Source organism: Pseudomonas sp. R4-84 (assembly GCF_054130985.1).
In genome coordinates, this window is record NZ_CP096390.1 from 3,746,607 (window position 1) to 3,763,484 (window position 16,878).

Genomic DNA, 16,878 nt, shown 5'->3' on the forward strand with positions numbered 1-16,878 from the left:
GGCATGCCTGAAACGGACATGGCACGATGGTGGCAGATTCAATTGCGTAATTTATAGTAATTCTCATATAGATTTAAAGCTTTGGTTTGTATCAGGGCTCAATCGTTCAGGTCATCGGGCATCGGAACCCGCATTTGTGGCGAGGGAGCTTGCTCCCGCTGGCCTGAGCAGCAGGCCCAGGGCAGACGACACATTTCAGGAGAGAACTCAGGTTTTGGGGCCGCTTCGCGGCCCAGCGGGAGCAAGCTCCCTCGCCACGGGGTGGGTGCCGTTCAAGCGCTACCATGGGTTCCCCTCGTTAAATTCCCGCCCACAACGCTCGTTTACCAGAACAGCCACCCGTCCCGGCCTTCCGTGCGATGGGCCCGATATCACCGGCCGGAACCCTGCATGAAACGTCCCCGCCCTACCCGACGCGCCTGGCTTCTCACCTTCGCCCTGCTTCCGGCCGTGGCTTTCGCTGCGTGGCAAGTGGTTGTGCCGGACCGCGTGCCGCTCGACACCGTCCCGGTCACCCGTGGCGACATCGAAAACAGCGTAACGGCCCTGGGCACCTTGCAGCCCCGGCGCTACGTGGACGTCGGCGCCCAGGCGTCCGGGCAGATCCAGAAGATCCACGTCGAAGCCGGCGACGAAGTGACTGAAGGCCAGCTACTGGTGGAAATCGACCCCTCCACGCAAAAAGCCAGGCTCGACGCCGGGCGGTTTTCCATCGAGAACCTCAAGGCCCAGCTTCAGGAACAGCGCGCCCAGCACGACCTGGCGCAGCAGAAATTCCGTCGCCAGCAACAGCTCAAGGCCGGCGGCGCCACCCGCGAAGAAGATGTGCAGACCGCCCAGGCCGAGGTGCGCGCGACCCAGGCGCGCATCGACATGTTTCAGGCCCAGATCCGCCAGGCCCAGGCCAGCCTGCGCAGCGACGAGGCGGAACTGGGCTATACGCGCATTTATGCGCCGATGGGCGGCACCGTGGTCGCGGTCGGCGCCCGGGAAGGTCAGACCCTCAACGCCCAGCAGCAGACGCCGTTGATCCTGCGCATCGCCCGGTTGTCGCCGATGACGGTCTGGGCCGAAGTCTCGGAAGCCGACATCGGCCACGTCAAGCCGGGCATGACCGCTTACTTCACCACCCTGGCCGGCGGCAGTCGCCGCTGGAGCAGCACCGTTCGCCAGATCCTCCCCGTGCCGCCGCGCCCATTGGAAGCCAGCCAGGGCGGCAGCCCCACTGGCGGCCGCAGCGGCAGCGAGCGGGTGGTGCTTTATACCGTGCTACTCGACGTGGACAACGCCGACCGCGCCTTGATGGCCGACATGACCGCACAAGTGTTTTTTGTCGCCGCCCAGGCCAAGGACGTGCTGACCGTGCCCATCGCCGCCTTGCAAGAGGCCGACCAGGTACGCGTGCTCGCCGACAATGGTGATGTCCAGCCGCGCACCGTCCGTACGGGCGTCAGCGATCGCCTGCGCACCCAGGTCCTCGACGGCTTGAGCGAAGGCGAGCGCGTGCTGATCGGCCCATCCAGCGCAAGCGGAGGCTGAGTGGACACGCCCCTGATCGAACTGCGGGACATTCGCAAGGCCTATGGCGGCGGCGACAGCCCCCGGGTGGAAGTGCTGCGCGGCATCGACCTGTCCATTCATGCCGGTGAGTTCCTGGCGATTGTCGGGGCGTCCGGCTCCGGCAAATCGACCTTGATGAACATCCTAGGCTGCCTCGACCGTCCTACCAGTGGCGAGTACCGCTTTGCCGGCGAAGACGTCGCCGGCCTGGGCAGCGACGAACTGGCCTGGCTGCGGCGCGAAGCATTTGGCTTCGTGTTCCAGGGCTACCATTTGATTGCTTCCGGCACCGCCCAGGAAAACGTCGAGATGCCGGCAATCTATGCCGGCACCTCCGCCGCCGAGCGCCACGCCCGGGCCAGCGCCCTGCTCGACCGCCTCGGCCTGGCCAGCCGCACCGGCAACCGCCCCCATCAACTCTCCGGCGGGCAGCAGCAACGAGTGTCGATTGCCCGGGCCTTGATGAATGGCGGCCACATCATCCTCGCCGACGAGCCCACCGGCGCCCTCGACAGCCAGAGCGGGATTGAGGTGATGGCGTTGCTCGACGAACTGGCGAGCCAGGGGCACGTGGTGATCCTGATCACCCACGACCGTGAAGTGGCGGCCCGGGCCAAGCGCATCATCGAGATCCGCGACGGTTTGATCATCAGCGACAGCGCTACCGCCGCACCGCAGGCCAATCCGAACGCCTTGCACGCCGTGGACCTGCGCCAACGCCTGAGTGCCGGCAGCGAACACAACGGCGCCTGGAAAGGCGAGCTGGTGGACGCGGTGCAGGCCGCATGGCGGGTAATGTGGATCAATCGCTTTCGCACCGCCCTGACCCTACTCGGCATCGTCATCGGCGTGGCCTCGGTGGTGGTCATGCTGGCCGTGGGCGAAGGCAGCAAGCGCCAGGTCATGGCCCAGATGGGCGCCTTCGGCTCGAACATCATCTACCTCAACGGCACGGCCCCCAACCCGCGCGCCGCCAAGGGCATCATCAGCGAACAGGACATTGCCGCCCTCGCTGCCCTGCCCGAAGTGCAACGCATCATGCCGGTCAACGGCAAGAACGCCAGCGTGCGGTTCGGCAACCTCGACCACACCAGCTACGTGGGCGGCAACGACACCCACTTCCCGATCATCTTCAATTGGCCAGTGGCCGAGGGCGCCTACTTTAGCGACGCCGATGAACGAGGCGCCGCGGCAGTGGCGGTGATCGGCCACAAGGTCCGGCAAAAACTGCTCAAGGACGTCGCCGACCCCATCGGCCGTTACATCCTGATCGAGAACGTGCCGTTCCAGGTGGTCGGCGTACTCGCGGAAAAAGGCGCCAGCTCCGGGGATTCGGATGCCGACAATCGCATCGCCATCCCTTATTCCGCCGCCAGCGTTCGGCTGTTCGGCACCCGTCATCCCGAGTACGTGGTGATCGCCGCCCGGGATGCGGGCAAGGTCAAGGAGGCCGAGCAGGCGGTCTCCCGTACCCTGTCGCGCCTGCACGACGGCAAGCGGGATTTCGAGCTGACCAACAACGCCGCGATGATCCAGGCCGAAGCTCGCACCCAAGGCACGCTGTCTTTGATGCTCGGGGCCATTGCGGCGATCTCTCTGCTGGTGGGTGGCATTGGCGTGATGAACATCATGCTCATGACCGTGCGCGAACGGACCCGGGAGATCGGCATCCGCATGGCCACTGGCGCCCGCCAGCGGGACATCCTGCGCCAGTTTCTCACCGAAGCGGTGATGCTCTCGGTGGTCGGCGGGCTGGCCGGTATCGGCCTGGCCCTGCTGGTGGGCGGCGGCCTGCTGCTGGGCAAGATCGCCGTGGCCTTCGAATGGCTGGCGGTGTTCGGCGCCTTCGGCTGCGCCCTGGTCACCGGCGTCGTCTTCGGTTTCATGCCCGCCCGCAAGGCCGCCCGCCTCGACCCGGTCGCGGCCCTCACCAGTGAATGAACCCCTCCTTATGAAAGCGCACCTGACTCTCCTGGCCGCCAGCCTGATGCTGGTGGCCTGCGCCACGCCGGTGTCGGCACCGGACAGCGGCATCCAACCGCCCGAAGCCTGGCAGAGCCTCGATACGCCCGGTGTCCGAGCGGATAACCAACAATGGTGGACGCAGTTCGGCAGCCCGTCATTGAACCGCTTGATCGAACAGGCGCGCCGGGACAGCCACGACCTGGCCGCCGCGATGGCTCGGGTTCGCCAGGCCCAGGCCAGCGCGGTGATCGCCGGCGCGCCGTTGCTGCCGGAAATCACCGCCGGGCTCAACGGCAATCGCCAGGAATTGCTGCGGGGCCAGGGCTATAGCCAGCTGGACGTGGATCGGGACAACCGCACCATCGATTACTACGACGCCAACCTCAGCGCCACTTATGAGCTGGATTTCTGGGGCGGTAAACGGGCGGCCCGGGACAGTGCGCTGAGCACGTTGTCGGCCAGCCAATCCGACCGCGCGACCGTGGAGCTGACCCTGCTCAGCGGCGTCGCCAACAGCTACACCCAGGCGTTGTCCCTGCGCGAGCAACAGCGCATCGCCGAGTTGAACCTGGGCAACGCCCGCAATGTGCTGGACCTGGTGCAGACTCGCTACGACGCGGGCAGCGCCACGGCCCTGGAACTGTCTCAACAAAAGAGCCTGGTGGCGGCCCAGGAACGCCGCCTGCCGCAAGTGCAGCAACAGGCCCGCGAGGCATTGATCACCCTCGCGGCATTGTTGGGCGAACCGGTGCAATCGCTGCAACTCGACGATGAACCATTCGACGCATTGCGCTGGCCCGCCATCGATGCCGGCGTGCCCAGCGACCTGCTGCTGCGCCGCCCCGACATCGCCGCCGCCGAAGCGCGCCTTGCCGCCGCCCAGGCCGACATCACTGTCGCCCGCGCCGCCATGCTGCCCTCCGCCACCCTCGGCCTGAGCCTGGCCACCGGCGCCGACATCGCCGACCAGTTGCTGCGCAACAACGTCTACAACCTCGGCGCCGGGCTGGCCGCGCCAATCTTCAACAATGGTCGCCTGAAGGCTGAGCGAGCCCGGGCTACCGCGCGCCAGGAAGAACTGTTGGAGGCCTACCGCGCCGCCATCATCAACGGCTTCGCCGACGTCGAAAAAGCCCTGAACGGCATCCATGGCCTGGACCGCCAACGGCAATGGCAAAGCGAAGAACTGCACCAGGCCCAGACTGCCTTCGACATTGCCCAACGCCGCTACCAGGCCGGCGCTGAAGATTTACTCACGGTACTGGAAACCCAACGTACCCTCTTCGCCGCCCAGGACATGAACGTGCAGTTGCGACTGGCGCGGGTGCAGGCGAGCGTGACGTTGTACAAGGCGTTGGGTGGGGGTTGGCGGGTGAAGCAGATCTGAAGAGGAGTACCATCGTGGCGAGGGAGCTTGCTCCCTCGCCACAAAAGCAGTCATTGCACACGGCCCCAGGTTCGGTCGGTTCGAGCCTGGGCTCACACCACCTTGGCCTTGAGATTGCGCGCATACCAAGGCCTGCGCGGCACGCGGCGAAACAGTTGAGCCAGCTTGTCGTCATCACTGCCAAACGTAATACGCAACGCCAACTTCATGGTTTCCGGATCCATCTCCACCGAACGCCCAACCTGCAAACCCGGCGTGGTGCTGCAGCCATGGGTGTCCGGGCCGAGCCAGGGGTCGGCGATTTCGACCCAGCGGCCCGGGGCGAACCAGGGCACGCCGTTGACTTCGAGCCGGCTCACTTCTCCCGGATGAAAACGTTCGTGGGCGCGAAACCAGTCTTCGAGGCGATCGTCGATCCAGCCGTGAAAGGCCCAGAACACCGGGTTTACGTGGGAGGAAAACGGATCGCCGAGAAAGTCGTTTTCCGGTTCGAACCAGCGTTGGGCGAAGTCGGCCTGGTCACGGGCGAATGGCACCGGATGGCCGTTAGACGGATCTCGCGGCACCGAGGCCCAGCGCATATGCAGCCAGTCATGCAGCCCCAATTCCACTTCCGAACCGAACTGGCCCAGGGTCAGTTTGGATAAATAGCGCGGGTCGCGGTAACGGGATTCCCAGACCTGGAAATTGCTGTGATAGGTCTCGGCGGTCTTGATGTCGCTGACCCATCGGGCGTATTGCTCGTCACCACGGGCGAGCCACGTTGGTGGCAGTGCCGTCCCGTCGACGTTGTCGAAATACCGGGCAAAGCCCAGGCGATCACGCTCCAACTCGGGTTGCGGCAATGGAAAACGTGGCCATGACGGCAACGGCTGGAAAGAACGCGCCGTGCCGAGCATATGCCGGTGCATGAAGAAGAAATCCACGCCCGAGCCGTTGCGATCTTTGCGCGGCCCGCGAGCATCACGTTCGTTGTCCCGCGGCCCGGGTTGCCAGCCGATGCCACGCAGGGCGTCGCGCTTGTCTTCGTCGAGGGTGTGCCATTTGTCTCGCGTGGCATGCCAGAGTTGATGGAACAGCCGGTGCTCGGGCGACACCAGCCAGTCCAGCAACTTCGGGCTCAGCGGCATACGTTCCCGGGCTTCGGGGAACCGCTGTTTGACGGCGACGAACTGATTGTCGAGCTCCGGCAACGCCAACGGGCGATCCAACCGCAACACCCGGCCGCTGAGGGTGGCCGTGCCGGCGTTGCCGAAACCGGCCCAGACTTCGTCCAGGGTCATGATGAATTCGTAGTCTGGCGTGCCATGCCCGGCACCGATCAATCGCCAGCTCAATTGCTTCGGGTCGCTGCCGGCCAAGTCGCCCAGCACCCGATAACGCGGTTCATCTCCACCGCGCAGGCGTTCGGCGATGTCGAGGTAACCCACCAGGCCACGGCCCTTGTGGGCGATGTCGAGAAACATCTCCAGATTGTCGCCCGGCAAGCCGTCGAGGCCGGCATCGCGCCCGCTGAAACGGATCGTCCAGATTCCCCGCAACGTGTTCGCCCGCCGCTGTCCGGCGACGTCCGCCACATCGAAGGAAGCTTCGCCGGGTGTGATGGTCGGGTCCGGCCGGGTCAGTTCGCGATGCCCGTAGTACACCGCAGGCACGGCGGCACCGGTCAGCGCCAGGCCTGCCATGAACCATCGTCGAGAAATCGTCATTGCCTTACCTGTGTTCGCCCTGGTGGGCTTTATCCAAGCTAGAACGATGGGCGGCCTGACAAATTTATAGAGGCTGTAAGGGCCTCATCGCGAGCAAGCTCGCTCCCACAGGGGATCGCATTCCAAATGTGGGAGCCAGCCTGCTCGCGATGGCGGCGCTGAGAACACCTAAATTTCCTGCCCGATCACTCGTTCCCCCCAGATAGCAAAGGCCCCCGCGCCTGTCCTTCCAAGGCGAACCAGACTGAGATCGGCAATGACAACACCACGTTCGAAAAAGGCTCTTTTCACCGGCGTGCCCCTGGCCCTGGCGCTGGTCGTCGGGGCTGGCGTCGCGGCCTGGGACCATTGGTGGCGGGACAACCCCGGCTACTCGGTCAAGGTGATGAAAGAAGCGCGCGAGCTGCACGAACGCCTGCTGTCCTTCGACAGCCACATCACCGTGCCGCTGGATTTCGGCACCGCCGGCAACGAAGCGGACAAGGACGGCGAGGGCCAGTTCGACCTGGTGAAAGCCAATCGCGGCCGCCTCTCCGGCGCCGCGCTGACGATCTTCGGCTGGCCCGAACTGTGGAACGGGCCCAACGCGCCACACAAGCCCACCGCCGGGTTCGTCGAGGAAGCGCGCAACCAGCAAGAGGTGCGCTACAAGATCATCACCGGCATGGTCCGGGACTTCCCCAACCAGGTCGCCATCGCCTACACCCCGGACGATTTCCGGCGCCTGCATGGCGAAGGCAAGTTCGCGATTTTCATCAGCATGCTCAACGCGTATCCCCTGGGCCACGACCTGAACCTGCTGGACCTGTGGACGGCGCGGGGCATGCGTATGTTCGGCTTCAGCTACATTGGCAACAACGACTGGGCCGACTCCTCGCGCCCGCTGCCGTTCTTCAACGACTCGCCCGACGCCCTCGGCGGCCTGTCGGACATCGGCAAGCAAGCAGTGACACGTCTGAACGACCTGGGCGTGATCATCGATGTGTCGCAGATGTCGACCCAGGCTTTGGAGCAAGTCGCGCAACTGAGCCGCACGCCGTTGGTGGCGTCCCACTCCGCGCCACGGGCGATGGTGGACATCCCGCGTAACCTCAGCGACAAGGAAATGCAGCTGATCAAGGCCAGCGGCGGCGTCGTGCAGATCGTTGGTTTTTCCCAGTACCTGCGCCCGCTGACGCAAAAAACCCAGGGCAAACTTAATGCCCTGCGCGAGCGCTTCGACCTGCCACCGCTGCCCAACCTGGCGATGGCCTTGATGCCCGGCGACCCGATCATCGCCGCATGGCCGGAACAGAAGTTCGGCGAATACGCCGGCCAGCTCTACGGCATTCTCGAAGAGGAACCCAAGGCCAGCCTCAAGGATTTGGGCGATGCCATCGACTATGCCGTGCGCAAGATCGGCATCGACCACGTCGGCATCAGTTCGGACTTCAACGAAGGTGGCGGCGTGAAAGGCTGGGAGAACGTCAGCGACATCCGCAACGTCACCGCCGAACTGCTGACCCGCGGTTACTCCGAAGCCGACATCGCCAAGCTGTGGGGCGGCAATTTCCTGCGGGTCTGGGATCAGGTGCAGAAAGCCGCCCGCCCTGCCATCGCCTCGGCGAAGAAGGCCCCTCAGCCATGATCGAGCGTCGCGCCTTCCTCAAGCACGCCGGGATTGTCGCCGCCGGCCTGCCATTGGCCGCAAACCTGCCTTCGAGTGCCGTAGCCGACTCACCGCCGCCGCTGTCCCGGGACAAATGGGCGCAGCTGCGCTCGCTGTTCAACCAGGACCCGAACTACCTACACTTCTCCAATTTCCTGGTCACCACCCACCCGCGCCCGGTGCGCGAGGCCATCGAGCGGCACCGCGCCGCCCTGGATAAAAACCCCGGGCTGCTGATGGACTGGGACTTGGGCGTCACCGAAGCGCGCGAGGAAAACGTGCGGACCTGGGCCGGTCGCTACCTGCAAGCGAACCCGAAGCAGATCGCCCTCACCGGCAGCACCACCGAAGGCCTGGCGATGATTTACGGCGGGGTCCATGTCCGGCCCGACCAGGAAATCCTCACCACCGCCCACGAACACTACGCCACCCACACCATTCTCGATCTGCGCAAGCAACGGGACGGAACACGGGTGCGCAAGATCAAGCTGTTCGAGAACGCCCATGGCGTCAGCGAGGCGCAAATCCTCACGGCCATCGACCGCAACATCCGTCCCGAAACCCGCGTGCTGGGCATGACGTGGGTGCACTCAGGCAGCGGCGTCAAGCTGCCCATCGGCAAGATCGGCGCCCTGGTGGACAAGCACAACCAGGGCCGCAGCGATGAACAGCGCATCGTGTACGTGGTGGACGGCGTGCACGGTTTCGGCGTCGAGGATTTGAGTTTCCCGGCGATGAATTGCGACTTTTTCATCGCCGGCACCCACAAGTGGATGTTCGGCCCACGGGGCACCGGCGTGGTGTGCAGCCGCAGCGAAGAGGTCAGGTACGTCACGCCGATCATCCCGACCTTCTCCGAAGCCACGGCGTTTTCCACCACCATGACCCCGGGCGGCTACCACGCCTTCGAGCATCGCTGGGCGGCGGACGAAGCGTTCAAGCTGCACCTGCAACTGGGCAAGGCCGAGGTGCAGGCGCGTATCCGCGCGCTCAACACTTACCTGAAAAAACACCTGCTCGCGTTGCCGCGGATCGAGCTGGTGACGCCGCTGAGCCCAGAACTGTCCGCCGGCTTCACTTTCTTCCGGGTCAAGGATCGCAAGAGCGACGAGATCGCCGCCTACCTGATGCAAAACCGCGTGGTCGCCGATGCCGTGCACCGCGATGCCGGACCGGTGATCCGCACCGCGCCGGGGCTGCTCAATACCGAAGCCGAGATTGATCGCTTCCTGGCGCTGTTGGGCAAAACACTCTGATGACTGATCGAGAGCAATCGATGAACCGCTTTTTATTGAAGACACTCCCGGCGTTGGCCCTCGCCGCCCTGCTGCCCTCCGATGCCCAGGCCTCGCAACCGGGCCAGGTGTTTCGCGACTGCAAGGACTGCCCGGAAATGGTCGTGCTGCCCAACGGCACCTTCCAGATGGGCACCCCGGAAGACGAAGTGGGCCGCGAGCCCGACGAAGGCCCGCTGCACCCGGTGACGTTCGCCAGGCCCGTTGCGATCAGCCGTTTCCAGGTGCTCAAGGGTGAATGGTTCGCCTACCTGCGCGATACCGGCTACGTGATGCCCGACGGCGACAACCGCCCCGGCCGCGCGTGCCAGGCCGGCGTGCCGGACTACCAGGGCAGCGACCCGCGCAAGCAATACACCGACCGGCACCCGGCGGTGTGCATGAACTTCCAAGAGGCTACTGCCTACGTGGCGTGGCTTTCGAAGAAGACCGGCAAGCCGTACCGACTCGTCAGTGAATCCCTGCGCGAATACGCCGCACGTGGTGGCAGCACCGGCCCATTCCCCTTCCCGTTCGACGAAGGCAAGGACTACAGCATCGCCCAGCACGCCAATACCTATGGCGCCGCCGACGGCTTCAACTTCACAGCGCCGGCCGGCAGCTTCGCGCCCAACGCCTTTGGCGTGTACGACATGCACGGTAACGTCTACGAATGGACCGCCGATTGTTTCAACGAAAACTACACCGATGCGCCGAGCGACGGCAGCGCCGCGCTGATGGGCAACTGCAAGGTGCGACGCATCCGCGGTAACGACTGGGGCGAAGCGCCGGTTTTTTCCCGTTCGGGCAATCGCAATGCGGTGTTTTCCGATGCCCGCGGTGACTGGCTGGGGTTTCGGGTCGCCCGGGATATGTAGCTCAACCGGACCATCTGAAGATCCGCTTTTTGTGGCGAGGGAGCTTGCTCCCGCTGGGCTGCGAAGCGGCCCCTAGATTTTGCGGTCGCTGCGCAACCGAGCGGGAGCAAGCTCCCTCGCCACAATAATGTGTGTCAGGAGACTCTGGTTAAATCCCCTTCCCCTCCAATCGTTCCATAGGTGGGCGCGCCCCAACCGGCGTGCCGCTGTCCTCCAGCCCTTGCGGTGAAAGCCCGCGATGGCCTTTGCCTTTTTTTCATCTAGCAGGGAAACCTCATGAGCCAACCAAAACGCGGGGTGATCGCTGAGCTGTTCATTCTGCTCAAACCCTTCCGGCTGATTGTCGCAGGCTCCATTCTCCTGGGCATGCTGGGTGGCTTGAGCATCACGGCCCTGCTGGCAACCATCAACGGGGCCTTGAACGCCGAAACGGGGCCCACCCCCCAAGTGTTGGCGACCTTCGCCGGCCTGTGCGTGGCAGCGCTGCTGACCTCGATCCTGTCGGACATCGGCACCAACCACGTCGGCCAGAACATCATCGCCAGCCTGCGCAAATCCCTCGGCCAGAAAGTCCTGCTGGCGCCCATCGAGCAGATCGAGCGGTTCCGCAGTCATCGGCTGATCCCGATCCTGACCCACGACGTCAACATGGTCAGCAACTTCGCGTTTTCCTTCGCACCGCTGGCGATTGCCTTTACCGTCACCCTCGGTTGCCTGGGCTACCTGGCCTACCTGTCGTTGCCGATGTTTGCGCTGCTGTTGGTGGCGCTGGTGATCGGCACGGTCACCCAGTACGTGGCGCGCGCTCGTGGCATTCGTGGTTTCGAAGCCGCCCGCGAGGCCGAAGACGCCCTGCAAAAGCACTACAGCGCCATCGTCGCGGGCGCCAAGGAGCTGCGCATCCACCGCCCGCGCCGCCAGCGCATGTTCAGCCAGCGCATCGAAGCCACCGCCGAGCAGATCTGCGACACCAACATCCGCGCGGTCAATACCTTCGTGGTCGCCAAGACCTTCGGCTCGATGCTTTTTTTCGTGGTCATCGGCCTGGTCCTGGCGCTGCAATCGCTGTGGCTGGGCACCGACAAAGCGGTGCTCAGCGGTTTCGTGCTGGTGTTGCTGTACATGAAGGGGCCGTTGGAATACCTGGTGATGACGTTGCCGGTGATCAGCCGCGCCAACATCGCCTTCAAGCGCATTGCCGAATTGGCCGAGCAGTTTTCCTCGCCGGAACCGCACCTGCTGCTCAACGACAAAAGCGTCCCCAAGCCGACAATTCAGCGGCTCGAATTGCGTGACGTGCATTATGCCTTCCCCGCGGTCGACGGCACCCAGCCCTTCGCCCTTGGACCGGTCAACCTGACCATCGCCCAGGGCGACATTGTGTTTATCGTCGGTGAGAACGGCGGCGGCAAGACCACGCTGATCAAATTGCTGCTGGGCCTTTATGCGCCCCAGGGCGGCGAAATTCTCCTGGATGGCGAGCCGGTATCGGCGGCGCGACGTGACGATTATCGCCAGCTTTTCACCACCATCTTCGCCGACTATTACTTGTTCGATGAACTGGTGCAGGGCGATCAAAACGTACCCGGGGATGCCAACCGCTACCTGGATCGCCTGGAGATCGCCCATAAAGTCAGCATTCGCGACGGCGCTTTCAGCACCACCGATCTTTCCACCGGGCAGCGCAAGCGCCTGGCCCTGCTCAATGCCTGGCTGGAAGAACGTCCCGTGCTGGTCTTCGACGAATGGGCCGCCGACCAGGACCCGGTGTTCCGGCGCGTGTTCTACACCGAACTGCTGCCGGAGCTGAAGGCCCTGGGCAAAACCATCATCGTCATTTCCCACGACGATCGTTACTTCGACATCGCCGATCAACTGGTGCGAATGCAGGCCGGCCGGGTGGTGAGTGAAAAGGTCCCGGCAGCCTTCGCCTGAGCCTGCCCGACGCCAATGCTGTTTTACCGCGAGAACACCATGAACGAACTGCTAGATGATGATCTGTTGGCGCTGTTGCTCGATGAGGTCGCCGATGACAGGCACGCCCTGGCCAGCCGCGGCAGGCTGGATCGCGCGCCCCTGTCTTTCGCCCAGCAACGCTTGTGGCTGGAGCAGCAGCGGGACCCGACCCGTTCGGCCTACAACCTGCCACGGGCCTTGCGCCTGAGCGGCGAACTGAACGCCGATGCCTTGGAAGACGCCCTGAACCGCGTCATTGATCGACACGACATCCTGCGCACCGCGTTCATTGAAATCGACGGCGCCGCCATTCAGGTAATCGAGCGCAGCGCCTGCCTGACCCTGCATCGCGAAGACCTTGCCGGGCTCGACCAGCCGGCACTTTCGCAGCGCATCGAGCAACACGCCCGGCAACCGTTCGATCTCACCCAGGCGCCGCTGATACGGGCCACGTTGCTGAGATTGAGCCGTACCGAACATGTGCTGCTGCTCAACATGCATCACATCGTTTCCGATGCGTGGTCCAATACTATCCTCATGCAGGACATGACCCAGGCGTACGGCCGGGCGGTGCTGGGTGATTCGTCTGCGCTGCCACCGTTACCGATGCAATACGCCGATTACGCGATCCACCAGCGCGGCGACTATCTGCAAAGCGCTGCCCGCCTGCGCAGTGGCGAATACTGGAGCGAGTACCTGGGCCGCGACTTGCCCACCCTGGAGTTGCCCCAGGACTTTCCACGCAACACAAGCCAACAACACAGGGCCGGTCGCGTGCACGTATCGCTGGCGCCGTCGTCGGCGCGAGCACTGGACGCTTTTTGCCAACGCCAGGGGCTCACGCCGTTCGTGGTGGCGCTGGGTGCGTGGCAATTGCTGCTGGCCCGCTACAGCCGCCAGGACGATTTTGCCGTCGGTGTCCCCAACGCCAATCGCAACAGCCATGAAAGCCAGGCGTTGGTGGGATTTTTCGTCAGCAGCCAGGTGTACCGGGCGCGGATCGACTCGAGCCGCAGCGCATTGGATTACCTACGAGCGCTGCGCGGCCAATCCCTCGCCGCGCTGGAGCATGCCGATTACCCGCTGGAACTGATCCAGGATCAATTGGGCGCCAACCCGTTGTTCAAGGTCCTGTTCAACTGGCGCACCGGGTCACGGACGGCATCACTGCCAAGCCTGGATCTACTGACGCTGGAGTTCCTCGACACCGGTGAAGGCCAGGCCAAGTTCGATGTGTCACTGGATGTCGACTATTCACAGCAGCAGATACTCGCGACGTTCGAGTACAGCCGTGACCTGTACCGCGCGGACACCATCGAGCGCATGGCCGAGCATTGGCAGAATCTATTGCGGGGGCTGATCGAGACGCCCGAACGCGCCCTCGGCGAATTGCAATTATTGAGCGCCGAAGAACGGCGGCTGACCCTGGACGACTGGAACCGCCAACCCACCCGGCTGCATAGCGAAGAATGCCTGCATCGCATGATCGAAACCCATGCCGCCAACACAGGTGAGGCGATAGCGCTAACGTTCGACGGGCAGCACATGAGCTATGCCGAGCTTAACCGCCACGCTAACCGATTGGCCCATCGATTGATCGAGCAAGGCGTCGGCCCCGATGTGCTGGTGGGCATCGCCGTCGAGCGGACACCGCAAATGATCATCGGCCTGCTGGCGATTCTCAAGGCCGGTGGCGCCTACGTGCCGCTGGACCCGGCCTACCCGGCCGACCGACTGGCCTACATGATCCAGGACAGCGGCGTCGGGCAGATCCTGACTCAGGCCCATCTGCTTGAATCGCTGGCGTTGCCGGCCGACATCGACTGCCTGCTGCTGAACACGAGCGATGCCGACAACGCCTGGCCTGAGCACAATCCCGATGTGCCAATGGATCCGCACAACCTGGCGTATGTGATCTACACCTCCGGTTCGACCGGCAAGCCCAAAGGCGCGCTGCTCGCGCACCACAACGTCAACCGCCTGTTCCAGGCCACTGAACAGTGGTTCGGTTTCGACCACCGGGACGTGTGGTGCCTGTTTCATTCCTATGCCTTCGATTTTTCCGTGTGGGAGATTTTTGGCGCGCTGCTGCACGGGGGGCGGCTGGTCATCGTGTCCCACGCCGTGAGCCGGTCGCCCGAGGATTTCTACGCCCTGCTCTGCCAGGAAAAAGTCACGGTGCTCAACCAGACGCCTTCGGCGTTCAAGTCGTTGCTGCGAGTTGCATGTGAGCCTGGACAGCCCCTCAGCCACCGGTTGCGGCAGGTGATTTTCGGCGGCGAAGCAGTTGATGTGCACAGTCTGCGTCCTTGGTTCGAACGTTTCGGCGATCAGGCGCCACAATTGATCAACATGTATGGCATCACCGAAACCACCGTCCATGTCACCTGGCGACCACTGTCGATGGCGGACTTGCACGGCGAAGCCGCGAGCCCCATCGGCGAGCCCATCGTCGACCTGTCCTGGTATCTGCTCGATGCGCACCTGAACCCGGTGCCCAAGGGGTGCAGCGGTGAGCTGTATATTGGGCGCGCCGGCCTGGCCCGTGGTTATCACCAGCGTGCCGACCTCACCGCCAGCCGTTTCATTCCCGACCCGTTCGACCCATCGCCAGGTGGACGCCTGTACCGCACCGGGGACCTGGCCCGCTACCTCAGCGACGGCAGCATTGAATACATCGGGCGCCTGGATCACCAGGTCAAGATCCGCGGCTTCCGCATTGAACTGGGCGAGATCCAGGCGCGCCTGCAAGTACTGCCGGGCGTGCGCGAGGGCGTGGTGCTGACCCACGACGGCCCGGGCGGCCTGCAACTGATCGCCTACGTCATCCCGACACAACCGGCCACGGCCGAACTGCGGAATAACCTGCTGATCGCGCTCAAGGCGCATCTGCCGGATTACATGGTGCCCAGCCATCTGTTGTTCATCGATCACCTGCCGCTCAACGCCAACGGCAAGCTCGACCGCAAGGCCTTGCCCGAACCCGACGCCACGCTTCGCCATTCGAACCACGTGGCGCCCCGCACGCAGTTGGAGCAAGCGTTGGCGCAACTCTGGCAGCAGTCCCTCAAAGCCGAGCGCGTGGGTATCAGCGACAGTTTCTTTGAACTGGGCGGGCATTCGATCCTGGCGATCGAGCTGATCGCCAAGCTCAAGGCGAACCTGAACATCACCGTGCGTCTGCAAGAGTTGCTGGCCAACCCGACCATCGCCGAGTTGGCCCTGTTCATCTCACAGAAACACCGTGAACAGACGCAATGCCTCGTTGCCCTGAATAACGCGCCCGCCAGCGCACCGCAGCTGTTTTGCCTGCACCCCAGCGGCGGCATCGTGTTCTGCTACCAACCGCTGGCGCGCAAACTGCAAAACCGGGCGCGCACTGTCGGCGTCATGCACCGCGGCTTCAGCGAACCCCATGCAGGCCCCGAGGCCTGGCAGGAGATGATTGCCGACTACAGCAAGGAAATCGTCAGGGCCCAACCTGAAGGTCCGTATTACTTGATGGGCTGGTCCCTCGGCGGCGCGATCGCGTTCGACATCGCGGCGATGCTGGAAAGCCAGGGGCACACGGTTGATTTCCTCGGGTTGGTGGACAGCACGATTCCAGAACACCTGTATCCCTCAGGGCTGCCGCGTCATCGGCATCTGGCGGGTAATGAAAAAGACGATGCGGCCTCCCAGGATCTACTTGAAGCAATTCAATACTTCGACTTGCTGTTCCCTTCGCTGACGGAGCGCACGGCGGCTTATCGACGGGAGCGACCGGACAGTTCGGTCACGGCGTTCCATGAGTGGGCAGCCGGACAGATCGAGCCTGAGCGAGGCGACCTGTTGTCGATCGTGCAGAGCGTCAAGGAAGAGGTCATGAATGCCCAGGCGTTCTCGGTGCATGATCGGTTGCTGGAGGCATTTGCGGGATTCACTTTCAAGCCTGTGAGGGTTCGACCGAGCTGCTGGTGGACACAGGCGGAGAAAACCCCGCAAGAGACGGCTTTTTGCGAGGCACTGGTTCGAGAGCATAGCTTGACGGGGGCGTTGCGGTGTTCGGTGCAGTCTCCGCTGGGTCATCGCAGCATGATTTTTGATGAGGGGTTGCTTGGGGAGCTGGTCGAGGTTTTTCTGGCCAGTACGGTAGAGAAGCTTTCTTGAGCAAAAAATGACCCTGTGGCGAGGGAGCTTGCTCCCGCTCGGCTGCGCAGCAGACGCCGCTTTTCAGTTCAGGAACTCTGGGGTCGCTTCGCGGCCCAGCGGGAGCAAGCTCCCTCGCCACGGGGGGCTGCGGTGCTGCGGCTAGCGTGGAGGCTGGGGCAGCTCGATGTCATCCAGTGCCCGATTGGCCAGTCGTGCAACTCCATTCAGAAGTGGAGTTCACCATTTCTGCGACCAAGCAGAGGGTGGCGAACTGTACGCAGGTTGGTCGACCAGGGAATCGAACCCGGCAGGGCCGAAGCCCTCCCACGCACAGTCAGCCATAAGGCAGACAGCCGCTCGCGCGGCTGAA

The 16,878-nt window shown here is 63.8% G+C and carries 9 protein-coding genes; 8 read left to right on the plus strand and 1 reads right to left on the minus strand.

Features of this window, described 5'->3' with window-relative positions:
- Positions 1-390: 390 nt before the first annotated feature.
- From M1D68_RS17165 to M1D68_RS17175, 3 genes are read left to right on the plus strand one after another with little or no spacing between them, the layout of a single operon-like run.
- Positions 391-1,539, plus strand: coding sequence for an efflux RND transporter periplasmic adaptor subunit (locus M1D68_RS17165; protein WP_457967862.1), 1,149 nt, complete (start codon positions 391-393; stop codon positions 1,537-1,539).
- Positions 1,540-3,501 carry a MacB family efflux pump subunit gene (locus M1D68_RS17170; protein ID WP_434559862.1) on the plus strand — a complete coding sequence of 654 codons (1,962 nt, stop codon included), beginning with the start codon at positions 1,540-1,542 and terminating at the stop codon, positions 3,499-3,501.
- Positions 3,502-3,511: 10 nt separating this feature from the next.
- Positions 3,512-4,912 (plus strand): efflux transporter outer membrane subunit, encoded by a 1,401-nt coding sequence (locus tag M1D68_RS17175; RefSeq protein WP_457967864.1) that lies wholly within the window; start codon positions 3,512-3,514, stop codon positions 4,910-4,912.
- A gap of 92 nt (positions 4,913-5,004) precedes the next feature.
- Here the strand turns inward: M1D68_RS17175 and pvdP are convergent, their stop codons facing one another.
- Positions 5,005-6,621: a pyoverdine maturation tyrosinase PvdP gene (gene pvdP, locus M1D68_RS17180; RefSeq protein ID WP_457967866.1), complete on the minus strand. Its 1,617-nt coding sequence runs from the start codon at positions 6,619-6,621 to the stop codon at positions 5,005-5,007.
- A 256-nt stretch (positions 6,622-6,877) separates the two neighbouring features.
- On the opposite strand from pvdP, the gene pvdM reads away from it, so the two are divergent.
- The 5 genes from pvdM to M1D68_RS17205 all read left to right on the plus strand — a co-directional run bounded on the left by pvdM (position 6,878) and on the right by M1D68_RS17205 (position 16,526).
- The gene (gene pvdM / locus M1D68_RS17185) at positions 6,878-8,248 is read left to right on the plus strand and encodes a pyoverdine-tailoring dipeptidase-like protein PvdM (protein ID WP_457967868.1); all 1,371 of its coding nucleotides are present in this window, start codon (positions 6,878-6,880) and stop codon (positions 8,246-8,248) included.
- Positions 8,245-9,525 (plus strand): pyoverdine-tailoring periplasmic protein PvdN, encoded by a 1,281-nt coding sequence (pvdN, locus tag M1D68_RS17190; RefSeq protein ID WP_457967870.1) that lies wholly within the window; start codon positions 8,245-8,247, stop codon positions 9,523-9,525. Before pvdM ends, pvdN begins: the two co-directional genes overlap by 4 nt.
- Positions 9,526-9,545: 20 nt before the next feature.
- Positions 9,546-10,421 (plus strand): dihydropyoverdine dehydrogenase, encoded by an 876-nt coding sequence (pvdO, locus tag M1D68_RS17195; protein ID WP_457967872.1) that lies wholly within the window; start codon positions 9,546-9,548, stop codon positions 10,419-10,421.
- A gap of 276 nt (positions 10,422-10,697) precedes the next feature.
- The gene (locus M1D68_RS17200) at positions 10,698-12,356 is read left to right on the plus strand and encodes a cyclic peptide export ABC transporter (protein ID WP_457967874.1); all 1,659 of its coding nucleotides are present in this window, start codon (positions 10,698-10,700) and stop codon (positions 12,354-12,356) included.
- Positions 12,357-12,395: 39 nt separating this feature from the next.
- Positions 12,396-16,526, plus strand: coding sequence for an amino acid adenylation domain-containing protein (locus M1D68_RS17205; RefSeq protein ID WP_457967876.1), 4,131 nt, complete (start codon positions 12,396-12,398; stop codon positions 16,524-16,526).
- Positions 16,527-16,878: the final 352 nt, after the last annotated feature.